8 protein-coding genes and 1 pseudogene are annotated in these 13,205 nt (G+C 62.9%); 2 read left to right on the plus strand and 7 right to left on the minus strand.

Annotated elements, in window-relative coordinates; translation table 11 throughout:
- The first annotated feature begins 56 nt into the window (after positions 1-56).
- Positions 57-2,075, plus strand: coding sequence for a TonB-dependent receptor (locus AOA59_RS04100; protein ID WP_099486045.1), 2,019 nt, complete (start codon positions 57-59; stop codon positions 2,073-2,075).
- 470 nt (positions 2,076-2,545) lie between these two features.
- Complete coding sequence (locus AOA59_RS04105; RefSeq protein ID WP_099486047.1) at positions 2,546-4,963, plus strand: glucose/quinate/shikimate family membrane-bound PQQ-dependent dehydrogenase; 2,418 nt, start codon at positions 2,546-2,548, stop codon at positions 4,961-4,963.
- Between the two features lie 171 nt (positions 4,964-5,134).
- Here the strand turns inward: AOA59_RS04105 and AOA59_RS04110 are convergent, their stop codons facing one another.
- From AOA59_RS04110 to AOA59_RS04140, 7 genes and pseudogenes are all read right to left on the minus strand, one after another.
- Complete coding sequence (locus AOA59_RS04110; protein ID WP_099486049.1) at positions 5,135-7,471, minus strand: bifunctional diguanylate cyclase/phosphodiesterase; 2,337 nt, start codon at positions 7,469-7,471, stop codon at positions 5,135-5,137.
- 263 nt (positions 7,472-7,734) lie between these two features.
- Positions 7,735-8,910, minus strand: coding sequence for a PotD/PotF family extracellular solute-binding protein (locus tag AOA59_RS04115; RefSeq protein ID WP_099486051.1), 1,176 nt, complete (start codon positions 8,908-8,910; stop codon positions 7,735-7,737).
- Entirely contained in the window at positions 8,907-9,881 is a 975-nt protein-coding gene (locus tag AOA59_RS04120) for a GTP-binding protein (RefSeq protein WP_099486053.1), read from the minus strand. Before AOA59_RS04120 ends, AOA59_RS04115 begins: the two co-directional genes overlap by 4 nt.
- A complete protein-coding gene (locus tag AOA59_RS04125; protein ID WP_099486055.1) occupies positions 9,878-10,174 on the minus strand; it encodes a hypothetical protein in 297 nt (98 codons plus the stop codon). Before AOA59_RS04125 ends, AOA59_RS04120 begins: the two co-directional genes overlap by 4 nt.
- Before the next feature lie 13 nt (positions 10,175-10,187).
- A complete protein-coding gene (locus AOA59_RS04130) occupies positions 10,188-10,937 on the minus strand; it encodes an SDR family NAD(P)-dependent oxidoreductase (protein ID WP_099486057.1) in 750 nt (249 codons plus the stop codon).
- Between the two features lie 133 nt (positions 10,938-11,070).
- Positions 11,071-11,828: pseudogene (locus tag AOA59_RS04135) on the minus strand (SDR family NAD(P)-dependent oxidoreductase).
- 10 nt (positions 11,829-11,838) lie between these two features.
- Positions 11,839-13,179 carry an MFS transporter gene (locus tag AOA59_RS04140; protein ID WP_065912690.1) on the minus strand — a complete coding sequence of 447 codons (1,341 nt, stop codon included), beginning with the start codon at positions 13,177-13,179 and terminating at the stop codon, positions 11,839-11,841.
- Between the last annotated feature and the right edge of the window lie 26 nt (positions 13,180-13,205).

A 13,205-nucleotide genomic window follows, 5' to 3' on the forward strand; every position in this document is an offset into this window, starting at 1 on the left:
AAAGCCGATACCGTTTTAAGCCTTCTCTTTTCTGTGCCTTTACCAAGGAATGTTTGATGCCCCTCTCCTCTCTGTGGCGCTTGACCCCGCTTGCCGCCGCCCTGTTGATCGGCTCCGAAGCCCACGCCCTGGAACTGCAACCCCAAGTCATTACCGGCAACCCCTTGGGCAGCGAACAACTCGCCTCGCCCACCACGGTGCTCGAAGGCGACGACCTGACCCTGCAGCAAAAAGGCAGCCTCGGCGAAACCCTGAACAAGCAGCCTGGCGTGTCGTCGTCGTACTTCGGCCCAGGCGCCAGCCGCCCGATCATTCGTGGCCAGGATGGCGACCGTATTCGCGTGCTGCGCAACGGCGTGGGCGCGCTGGATGCCTCGTCGCTGTCCTATGACCACGCCGTGCCACTGGACCCGATCAACGTCGACCGCATCGAAATCGTACGTGGCCCGGCGGCGCTGTTGTACGGCGGCAGCGCCATCGGCGGTGTGGTCAACACCTTCGACAACCGCATTCCCACCGAGGCGATTGAAGGCATCCACGGTGCCGGCGAACTGCGTTACGGCGGCGCCGACACCACCCGCAGCAGCGCGGGCAAACTGGAAGCCGGCAACGGCACCTTCGCCTTGCACCTGGACGCAAATGCGCGGGAATTCAACGACCTCAAAATCCCCGGGCAGGCCCGCAGCCGCCATGCCCCCGAGACCGAAGACGGCCCCGGCAAAAATGGCCGGCTGGGCAACAGCGACGGGCGCCAGGATGGCGGCGCGGTCGGCGGTTCCTACACCTGGGACGACGGTTATGCCGGGCTGTCTTACAGCAACTACGACAGCAACTACGGCTCACCCGCCGAACAAGACGTACGCATCCGCATGAAGCAGGATCACTACGCCTTTGCGTCCGAGATCCGCAACCTGCAAGGCCCGTTTACCTCGGTGAAACTCGACGCGGGCTACACCGATTACGAGCACCGTGAAATCGAAGGCGGCGAAACCGGCACGACCTTCAAGAACAAGGGCTATGAAGCCCGCGTCGAAGCGCGCCACCAACCGCTCGGCCCGTTCGATGGCGTGGTCGGCGCCCAAGTGACGCGCAATGAGTTCTCGGCCCTGGGCGAAGAAGCCTTTGTGCCGCAGACCGACACCAACGCCGGCGCGCTGTTTATCCTCGAAGAGATGCAGGCCACCGAACGCCTCAAGCTCAGCCTGGGCGGGCGCGTGGAACACACTAATGTCGACCCGAACGCCAAGGGCAATGCGCGCTTTGCCGGTGCCGATAAATCCCCTGACTTTACCGCCGGCAGCCTGTCGTCCGGCGCGGTGTACAGCCTCACACCGGTGTGGTCGCTGGCCGCGACACTGGGCTACACCGAGCGCGCGCCAACCTTCTACGAGCTGTATGCCAACGGTGCCCATGTCGCCACCGGCACTTACGAGTTGGGTGATGCCAACCTCAAGAAAGAAAAAGCCGTGTCCAGCGACCTGGCACTGCGCTTTGACAATGGCACGCACAAGGGCAGTTTCGGCGTGTTCTATAGCCGCTTCTCCAACTACATCGGCTTGCTGGGCACAGGCCGCACGCTGAACGATGAAGGTGAAGAAGACGCGGGCGGTATCCCGCAATACAAATACTCCGGCGTGCGTGCACGTTTCGCCGGCTTTGAAGCCCAGGATCACTGGAAACTCGGCGAAGGCGCCTACGGCAAGTTCGCCCTGGAGCTGTCGGGCGATTACACCCGCGCCACCAACCTGGACACGGGCGAAGCCTTGCCACGTATTGCGCCGCTGCGCTTGAACAGCGGCTTGCTGTGGGAGCTGGACCGCTGGCAGGCGCGGATCGACGTGGAACACGCGGCGGGCCAAGGGCGTGTGCCGGATAACGAAAGCGGCACCGACGGCTACACCACCTTGGGCGCCAGCGCCGGTTACCACTTCAATGTGGGCGGCAGCCAGTGGCTGGCATTCGTCAATGGCGAAAACCTCACCAACCAGACCGTGCGTTATGCCAGTTCGATCCTGCGCGATATCGCCCCGGCACCGGGCAGAAGCGTGCAATTCGGCGTGCGCACCACCTTCTAAACAGCAGCGCAAATCCCCTGTGGCAACCGGCTCCTGTGGGAGCCGGGCTTGCCCGCGATAGCAGCACCGCGGTTTTCCAGTGGTACTGCGGTGATGCTATCGCAGGCAAGCCAGCTCCCACACAAGCTTGGCTCTACAGGCATTCCTGCAGCGACGTTCTGTCACTGTTACCAGATCTGAAATGATGCATCTCTCTAATTACGCTTTCTCAAAACGAGAAGGCGCTTTATCCTTGCCGCAACAAACTGAAACGTTTCACGCCTGCGGTCGATCCCATCTTGTCGAATTTCCCCTGCCTTAAAGACAGCGCTGTCTTAAACCGACCCGCGCGTGGGATTCAATCGCCCGCCTGTGGATAACCGACTTATCCCCAGAAAAACTCAAATTAACGCTGAACCAAGCCCGCGCCGAATCGTCATCTACAGTGAAGCACGGGGTTACATAATTCCAACGTAACGGAGAAACACACTATGAGCACTGATGGTGCCTCAAGCCCAAGCCGCCTGCTGCCCAGGCTGCTAGGCGTCTTGCTGCTGATCATGGGGCTGGCCTTGCTGGCTGGCGGCGTCAAGCTGAGCATGCTCGGCGGGTCGCTGTACTACCTGCTGGCCGGTATCGGCATGGCGCTGACCGGCCTTCTGCTGCTGGCTACCCGCAGCGCAGCGTTGGGCCTGTACGCGCTGGTGCTGTTCGCCAGTACCGTGTGGGCACTGTGGGAAGTCGGCCTGGACTGGTGGCAATTGGTGCCGCGCCTGGCCCTGCTGTTCGCCTTGGGCATCGTCATGCTGCTGCCGTGGTTTCGCCGTCCGTTGCTGCGTGGTCAACCCGCACCACTGGGCACGAGCGCGCTGAGCGTAGCCGTGGTGCTGGCGGGCGCTGCCGCCCTGGCCAGCCAATTCACCAACCCCGGTGAGATGGTCAAGACCGGCCAACTGGACCGCGACGCAGCGCCTGGCATGGCCAGCGCTGCACCGACCCAGGCCGATGGCGACTGGAACTCCTATGGCCGCTCGGCCTTCGGCGATCGTTACTCGCCATTGGCGCAGATCACCCCGGAAAACGCCCACAAGCTGGTGCCGGCGTGGACCTTCCGTACCGGTGACATCCCTGGCCCTGGCGATCCCGGTGAAACCACCGCAGAAAACACCCCGCTGAAAGTCAACGGCATGCTCTATGTGTGCACGCCGCACAGCCAGGTGATTGCCCTGGACCCGGACACCGGCAAGGAAATCTGGCGTTTCGACCCGAAGATCAGCAGCCAGGGTGCCGCGAACTTCAAAGGTTGGGCGCACATGACCTGCCGTGGCGTGTCGTATCACGATGACGCCGTCTACGCCTCCGAACAAAGCCCGACCGGCAGCGCCAGCACTGCACCTGTCAGCGCCGTCTGCCCGAAACGCATTTTCGTACCGACTGCCGACACCCGTCTGATCGCGCTGGACGCCGACACCGGCAAGATGTGCGAAGACTTCGGTGATAAAGGCCAGGTCGACCTGCGTGCCAACATCGGCAGCTTCGCCCCCGGCGGTTACTACTCCACTTCGCCACCGGCCGTGACCAAGAACCTGGTCGTGATCGGCGGTCACGTGACCGACAACGTCTCCACCGACGAGCCTAGCGGCGTGATCCGTGCGTTCGACGTGCACACCGGCAAACTGGTGTGGAACTGGGACAGCGGCAACCCGGACGACACCACCCCGTTGGCCGAGGGCAAGACTTACACCCGCAACTCGCCGAACATGTGGTCCATGTTCAGCGTCGATGAAAAACTCGGCATGCTCTACCTGCCGATGGGCAACCAGATGCCTGACCAATACGGCGGCGACCGTACCGAAGATTCGGAAAAATACAGCGCCGGCCTGACCGCTCTGGACATCGACAGCGGCCACGTGAAGTGGACCTTCCAGTTCACTCACCATGACCTGTGGGACATGGACGTGGGCGGCCAGCCTTCGCTGATCGACATCAAGACCGCTGACGGCGTCAAGCAAGCAGTCATGGCCTCGACCAAGCAAGGCAGCATCTACGTGCTGGACCGCAGCAACGGCAAGCCGGTGGTGCCGATCAACGAAATCCCTGTACCGCAAGGCGCAGTGGCCGGTGATCACACCTCGCCGACCCAGCCGAAGTCCGACCTCAACTTCATGCCGCCGCCGTTGAAAGAACGCGACATGTGGGGCGTAACGCCGTTTGACCAGATGCTGTGCCGTATCGATTTCAAATCCATGCGCTACGACGGCCCATTCACCCCGCCATCGTTGCAAGGTTCGATCGTTTACCCGGGCAACTTCGGCGTGTTCGACTGGGGCGGCATCTCGGTTGATCCGGTGCGTCAGATTGCTTTCGTGAACCCGAGCTACATGGCGTTCAAATCGAAACTGATCCCGGCCGCCGAGATTGCCAAGCAAGGCCCACGCGTCAGCGAAACCGAAGGCGTGCAGCCGAACAAAGGCGCGCCGTACGGCGTGATCCTCGAAGCACTGCTGTCGCCTTTGGGCCTGCCGTGCCAGGCACCGGCGTGGGGTTATGTGGCGGCGGTCGATCTGACCAACCACCAGACACTCTGGATGCACAAGAACGGCACCGTGCGCGACAGCTCGCCGGTTCCGATCCCGCTGACCATGGGCGTGCCTAGCCTGGGCGGTACGTTCACCACCGCCGGTGGCGTCGCGTTCCTCAGCGGCACCCTCGACCAGTACCTGCGTGCCTATGACGTTAAAAACGGCAAGCAACTGTGGGAAGGCCGCCTGCCAGCAGGCGCGCAGACCACACCGATGACCTACACCGGCAAGGACGGCAAGCAGTACGTGCTGGTCATGGCCGGCGGTCACGGCTCGCTGGGCACCAAGCAGGGTGACTATGTGATGGCGTTCAAACTGCCGGATTAAGCTCAACCGGCGGTAAAACAGAGGCGGCTACCTTCACGGGTAGCCGCCTTTTTTGTGTCCTGTGAATTTCCAATGTGGGAGCTGGCCTGCCTGCGAATGCGGTCTTTGAGTTAATGCATCAGGTGACTGACACACCGCTATCGCAGGCAAGCCAGCTCCCACAGGAATGCCTCATAGCACCACCCGCTCGCGGCGCATCCACCTCTCAAACGCCATGGCATTCAACGGCCGACTGATCAGGTACCCCTGCGCCGTGTCGCACTTCCACTGCCTGAGCAACTTCAGACTGGGCTCGAATTCCACCCCTTCAGCCACCACCCTGAGCCCCAGGTTGTGGCTCATTTCGATGGTCGAACGCACGATCACGCCGTCGCCACTGGCGCTGTCGAGGTTGCGAATAAACGACTGGTCGATCTTCAATTCCTGCACCGGCAAACGCTGCAATTGCGCCAGCGATGAATAGCCGGTGCCGAAGTCATCCACCGACAGGCTGATGCCGCAGCCACGCAGTTGTTCCAGCACACTGAGGGCCTGTCGCGGGTTATGCATGATCGCGCTTTCGGTGATCTCGAAGATCAACTGCTCAGCCGCCACGTCGTATTGCATCAACAAGGCCGTGACGCGAACGGCCAAGTCATCATCGGCCAGGTCGTCCACCGAAATATTCACCGACAGCTGAATGGGCAAACCGCGCTGCGACCACTCGGCCATTTGCCGGATGGCTTCCTCGATCGCCCACAAGGTCAGGCTGCCCATGCTGCCGGTGCGCTCGGCCAAAGGAATGAATTCGGTGGGCGAGACCTGGCCCAGGGTCGGGTGCTGCCAGCGCAACAAGGCTTCAGCCTGACGCACATGGCCGTGTTTGAGGTCGAGCTTGGGCTGGTAACACAGGAACAATTCGCCCTCGACCACCGCCCGGCGCAGGTCGCGGATCAGGGTGATCTGGCGCTGGTGTGCAAGGTCGCGGTCTTGCTGGTAGATCTGCAAATGCCCCGGCAGGCTCGCCGCATCATGCCGGGCAATGGCCGCACGGCTGATCAACTCTTCGACCTGCTGGCCGTCGGCGGGGTACGCGGCAATGCCGATGCTGACTTCATGGCGCACCTCGTCATTGCCGATGCGCTGTGGCTCAGTGAGCAGCCCGTAAAGGCGATCGGCTCGGGCGACGGCGCGGTCGATTTCGGTGTTTTCCAGCAACAGCAAAAACTCACTGCCGGCGATGCGCGCCGCGGTGTCGCTGGCCAACAGGCTCATGGACAGGCAGCGGCTGGCCTCACGCAGCATCGCTTCGACGCCCTGAGGGCCGAACCCTTCGTTGATCACCCGGTAGTTTTCGATCCCCAGGTACAGCAACACCACCGGCCGCCGCGCACTGATCGCACTGCCCAGGCGCTCCATGGCCAGGGCGCGGTTGGGCAAGCCGGTGAGCGGATCATGCAGGGCGTTATGCGCCAATTGCCGTTCGCGCACAGCGATGCCGCTTTGCATGGCGTTGAAGGCGCGGGCCAGCAAGCCGAATTCATCGTGGCTGCGCACCCGCACCGGCGTGCGGTAGTCACCGGCACCAATGCGTTCAGCGGCTTCCACCAGGGCAGTGAGCGGGCGCGACACACGCCGCGCCAAAATCAATGCGGCCACCAGCGACACCAGCAGCACCGCCAGGGCGATGCCGAGGAACTGCCGGTCCAGCGGCGCAAAGGACTCCAGCGCATGATCCAGCGGGCTTTGCAGCAACACGCGCACTTGATCGCCATCGCCGGTGTTGGCCAGCGGCAGCACCTGGCTCAGTACACGCTGCCCGTGGAACCCATTGATCTGCGCTTCAGGGTTGGGGTGGCTGTCGCGCATCAGGCTGATGACCGTGTCTTGATAGGCCTCAGGCTGAGTGCTGAACAACTGGCCGACGCGGCCGTCCTGCTCACTGAGGAACGACACTTCAAGGTTGCTCATGGAGCGCAGTTCATTGGCGAACAGCTTGTCCATGGGCAAGCCCATGACCACCCGGGCGATAGGCTGCGGGTCGAGCACTTGGTCCTGCACCAGTAAATAGGGCTGGCCGTCCATGGCGACGATGAGCATTTGCTGGCCACTGCGCCGCGCATGACGCAGGGCCTGTGCATAAGGAAACAGCGCGCCCTGTACCAACACCGGCAAGGTGCTGACCATCACCTTGCCATCCAGGCCAAGCACAAACACCTCGGTGGAGTGGATCCCGGTGCCATGCCGGCGCAACGCCGCCAGAATCGAATCGGCCTTGGCGTCGATCACCGCTTGTTTGAAAGGACCGTCCACGGTCAGCCAGTCCAACCCGTATTGCAGGCGGCGCCCGCGCAGGTCCAACAGGCGTTCAAAGACTTGGATGCCCGTGCTGAGCTGAACCTGAGCCTGGTTTTCCACGGCGCGGGTGGTGGCAACCTTGACCGCAAAGTAAGTGGCCGCCACCACCACCAGCAACAACAGCGCCAGCACCCCGGCGATACGGGTCTGGAACGTGTGTCGCCACCGCATGGCCGACCCCTGCGGCTGCGTTCGCCTCTCTGTGCCGCTGGGTCCCTTGGTCATACGCATCCCTGGCGAAGCTGATCTGACGTCAAAAAAACATCCATTTAAATTGAATAGTTGTTTTAAGCAGATTAGCTGGGACTTGGGATAAGTACACCCAATTGGGATGGGGACTTTAACGCCATTTTATTGGCGGAACAGGCGCGTCAAGCGTGGGACGCGGCGCGTCCGAGGCTGCATTCCCACGCGGAGCGTGGGAACGATCCGGCTTAAACGCTGCGGGCGCGCATAAAGTCGCCCCAGCGGCGCACCAGGTAGTTGTGCTCATCCATCACCGAGTTCCACACCGCGATATGCCCCATGCGTTGCTCGTAGGAGCCGCCATCACGCACCTCACCGATGTCGATCAACGGCAACCCGTCACTGCCAAGCAACTCCTCGCGGGCCGGCAGGCCGGCGTACCAGTAATCCCACTCGGCACTGCTCAAATGGTCGCGGGTGCGCGCCGGGTTGCCGATGTAGTAACCCTGGCGGGCCATCATCGCGCCCGGCCAGCCGGACAACCACCAATTGAGATAGGCATACGCCGCATCCAGCACCGGGCCCTGGGCATGACGCGACAACGACACGCCGCCAAACCAGGCGCGATAGCCTTCACGCGGCACCGCCAAGCGGTACTTCACTCCCGCACGGTGCAGGCGCATCAAGGTCGGCGACCACAGGCTCTGGATATCGATGCTCGGGCTGAGCATCAACTGCGCGGCTTCTTCATCATCGGACCAGAACGCGGCGAAGTGCCCTTCCTTCTGCTTGCGCACCAGGATGTCGGCCAGCACATCGATCTCTTCGATGCTCATGTTGCCGATGTCCTTGAACCGCGCCAGCCCCGCGCCCTGCACGGCCAGCGCCGCATCCAGCGCGCCAATCGCCGCGTCACTTTGCAACGCGGTACGCGCGCGCCAGGCCGGGTCGAGCAGCCAGCCCCAGCTTTCATTGCCGTGGCTGAAGCCGTCGGGCAAACGCTCGGGACGGTAGGCAAAACTGTCGGCATTGTGGGTCAGCGGCAGCATGCTGATGCGCTCGGTCACTGTGCTGCCGAGGCTGCCGTCGTGCTGCACGAACAGGCGCTCACTGGGCACGCTGCCGCTGCCCAGGCGGTCGCTGGCCGACAGCCGGCCGCGCTTGGGCAGGTCGTTGATCTCATGCCACAACGCAATACGCCGTGTGTCGATGGGCTGGATCGCCCGCGCCGGCCACACGAAGTCGACGTTGTGGAACCACTGGTCGTACAGGTCGTAACTTTCGGGTTGCATCACCGCAATGCGCTGGGCCTGCGCTACATCGTGTACCTGGTACACCAGGCGGATGCCCAGCTCCTGTTCGGCGCGCACGCGCAGGCATTCCAGCAAGGTCACGGACGTACCAAGGACACGCAGTGTGATCATGCCGCAAACCGCCGTGAGAACACCTCAAACGAGCGTCGCAACAGCGCCGGGTCGAGGCCACGCAGGATAAACACCAGGCGTGACTGGCGATCGGTGCCTGGCCATGCAGGCAAATGCACCGGAGCATGCAGGCAATGCTGCACGCCATGAATGACGATAGGGGCCGAGCTGGCGTTCACGTTGAGCAGTCCTTTGACGCGAAGGATTCGTTCGCCGTGGCATCTTAACAGCATCGACAACCACACCCCGAAGCCCACCCAATCCAGCGGCTGCTCGAACGTCAGGCAGCATACCTGGGCAGCACCGTGGCTCGCTGTGGTGGTGCGATGCAGCTGCCAGCGGCTGACTTCAGCCGCGGGTTCGGCGCTGCGCAAACCTTCGCCGAGCAACAGTTGGTCGCCGCTGTGAACCGCCTGGGTATCGAGGATCGGCGTACCGGCATTCAGCGCCTGCAAATGCGCACGGAGCGCGGTGCAATCACCGGCCAGGTCGGTTTTGCTCAGCAGCAAACGATCCGCCGCCGCCACCTGGGCAAGCCATTCCGGGTGCAGGCGCTCCTGCAGTTCGGCGTGGCTGGCATCGACCAAGGTGATCACCAGGCCAATGTGAAAACGCCCACGCAGTTGCACGTCGTTGTTTAATGTCGCGAGGATCGGCGCCGGGTCGGCCAGCCCGGTGGTTTCCAGGATCACGCGTTTGAACGCCGGGATCTCGCCGCGCTCACGGCGTTGCAACAGGCCGAGCAGCGCGTCTTTCAACTCGCCGCGAATCGAGCAGCACACGCAGCCGCTGGGCAGCAGCACGGTGTCTGGCGCGACCTCTTCCACCAACAGATGGTCGATGCCGATATCGCCGAATTCATTGATCAACAGCGCGGTATCACCGAGGCTTTCGCCTTGCAGCAAACGCTTGAGCAGCGTGGTTTTGCCACTGCCGAGGAAGCCGGTGATGACATTAAGGGCAATGCTCATGACGACTCCAGATGATCGAGCAGTCGTGGGTCAAGCGGGTCTAACGGGCGACCTAGCATGGTCTCCGCCGCCTGCCAGAGTTGATCCAGGCCACTCGCCAGCGCCTGTTTGCCGGTAGCGCCCAACAACAGGTAGGACGCACCCTGGAAGTCTTCGACCTTGAGCCGGAACACCGCCAGCACCTGATTGATCGCCGTAATGCGGCGCAGGCGCTCGCGGCGCCTGGGCAGCTCATCGCCCAAAGGGTCGCTCCAGTGCAGGTCTTCACCGAGCAAGCCGCAGAGTCCGCACATGGTTACACCTCACTCATGGCATGACATCGCCGGAGTTCGGGCCAAGCGTCTGGCCGACAAACAGGTTGCCGCCCGGCTCGCTGGCCAGCAACACGGCGGTCGGCGCCACTTCATCGGCCAGGCCGAAGCGGCCCAGGGGCAACTCGGCGGCTTTGGCGCGCTTCCAGTCTTGGCTGATGCCGCCCACCAACGGCGTCTCGATCGGGCCGGGTGCGATGGCGTTGACCAGCACGTTGTCCTTGGCCACTTCCAGCGCCAGGGATTTGGTGAAACCGATCACTCCGGCCTTGGCCGCGGCATAGTGGGTCAACTCGGCGCCGCCCTTGATGCCCAGTTGCGAGGCCACATTAATGATGCGGCCCCAGCGCTGCGCGAGCATGTGCGGCAGGGCGCGCTGACTGGCGACAAACACACTGGTGAGGTCGACGCGCAGCATGTCGTTCCACATTTCGATGGAGAGGTCGACGCAGCGTGCCTGGGTGAGCATGCCGGCATTGTTGACCAGGATGTCGATACCGCCGAAGTGCTCGACGCAGCGGTCGACACTGGCCTGGGCGCCTTCGACGCTGCCCACATCGGCCAGGCACTCGACCACCTCGGCGCCAAGGTTGCGGCAGGTGATCGCGGTTTCGGCGAGGCTGGCGGCGTTACGGTCGGCCAGCAGCAGGCGTGCGCCTTCAGCGGCGTAGGCACGGGCGATGGCGGCACCGATGCCGCTGCCGGCGCCAGTGATTACGGCGCGACGGTGGGTGAGTTGATTCATGCAAAACCTCCAGTTGAACACCATCCCCTGTGGGAGCTGGCTTGCCTGCGATAGCGGTGGGTCAGCAACACATGTATTGACTGATCCACCGCTATCGCAGGCAAGCCAGCTCCCACATTTGGATTGGATGCAGTCAGTCGGGCCAGCGTACGGTCAAGCCACCGTCGATGACGATGCTTTGGCCAGTCAAATAGCTCGACGCCTCGCTAGTCAAAAACTGCACCAGCGACGCCACCTCATCCGCCCTACCCGCCCCAACGGAATCGCCCGTGCGGCCTTGGCCAGGCCTTCCGGCCCCAAGGAGTTCTTCGCATCCAGCGACTGCGGCGTCTCGATCAACCCCGGAATCACCGCATTGCAACGAATCCCCAGCGCCGCCAACTCCACCGCCAGCGAACGGCACAACCCCGGCACACCCGCCTTCGCCGCCGCGTAATGGCTGTGTTCCTGCCAGCCATACACACCGCCGGCAATCGATGAAATCGCCACCAGCGCGCCGCCCTCTTTCATGTGCCGGCTTGCCGCGCGAAAGGTGCGCATCACCCCCGTCAGGTCGACATTGAGCATCTCGTCCCACAGTTCATCGGTCATCTCCAGCAATGGCGCACGGCGCAGCAAGCCGGCGTTGGCCACGGCGTAATCGAGACGGCCGAAGTGCTGCACGGCGGCCTCGGCCAGGGCGTCTACCGAGGCGCTATTGCCCACGTCCAGCGGCAACATCAGGCATTCACCGCGGGCTTCTTTTACCAGGGCCACGGTGGTATTCGGGTCATGGGGATCGGCCGGGAAATACCCGCCGACCACCGCCACGCCGCTGCGCGCATACGCCACGGCGAGGGCTTGGCCGATGCCGCTGGCGGCACCGGTAATCAAGGCAACTTTACGGCTCATCTGACACTCCTTACTGAACGGTTTCCGGGCGCACATGGCGTGCGGCAAACATCAGCGCACCGGACAAGAAGCACGGCAGCGCGCCGAACCACAGCGCGGCGGTCTGCCAATCACTGCCGGCGGACAACACCTGGGTGGCGCCAAACCCTGCGACCACTGCACCAATCGGGCCCATGGCATGGATGATCGCGCCGCCGGTGGCACGGATGCTGGTCGGGAAACTCTCGCTGATAAAGAACAACGCCGCCGAGTACGGCCCGATCAGGAAGAACAGGCCCAGGCTGTACAGCCCCACCACCATCGGCATATTGCTTGGGCCAAACAGCATCCCGGCAAATGCCAGGCCGCCGAGCATCCAGCCCAGGCCGATAACATTGCGGCGGCCGATCTTGTCGCCCATCCAGCCGTGGGTCAGGTAACCGCAGTAGCCCACCAGGTTGGAGAGCACGAGGATGATCAGCGAGTTCTCGAACGAAATATGGTGCACGCTGACGATCACCGAGGTGCCGAGCACGCTGAACACCTGGATGGCTGCCCAGTTGAGCAACAACGCGGCGCCGATCACCAGCGTGGCGCGCCGGGCCGGGCCACGGAAGGCGGCTTTAAGGCCAGCCTTGCTGTGTTCGTCGTAGTCGACGCCGTAGGTCACGGCAACGTTTTGCGCTTCTTTTACCGCGCCGCTTTTACGCAGCTCGCTGATGCGCTGGTGGATCTGGAACTGCGGGCTCTCCTTGAGTTTGCGCGCCATGATCGCGATCACAACGGCCGGGATCGCTGCAAAGATGAAACACCCCTGCCAGCCGATAATCGGCAGCAACAGCGCAGTCAACCCGGCCGCGATCAACGCGCCCACCGGCCAGCCGCCCTGCACCAGGCTGTAGATAAACCCACGGCGCTTGGTCAGTCGTGGGTCTTCCGAGGCGCCGTACAACTCGCTCAGGTAGGTGGCGTTGACGGTTTCCTCGGCATAGCCCAGACCGCCCAGCGAACGAATCAGAATCAGCGGCGACTTGCCCCACGCACCGCCAATCGCGGTGAGCGCCGAGCACAGTGCGGAACCTGCCACGGTAAAAATAATGCCTTTGCGCCGGCCCAACTTGTCCACAACCGGGCCAATCGCAAAGGCGACCACCGCCGTGCCCACCGCCACCCACGTTGCGATTTCAGCTTGCTCCACTTCACCCCAGCCAAAGTGCCGGCCGATCTCCGGCAGCAAGGTGCCGAACAGGATGAAGTCATACACCGCAAACACCCAGGCGAAAAACGCGATCCAGGTGGCAAAGCGCACCTCCTGGGACGTCAGTTGCCGGGGTTTCCAGCCAGTCAGGTCAAGCTTGTTGTAGATGGACATAATCGCGCCTCGGGGGGATGGGCAAA

It is taken from the genome of Pseudomonas sp. 2822-15, assembly GCF_002742515.1.
Taxonomy (GTDB): domain Bacteria; phylum Pseudomonadota; class Gammaproteobacteria; order Pseudomonadales; family Pseudomonadaceae; genus Aquipseudomonas; species Aquipseudomonas salomonii.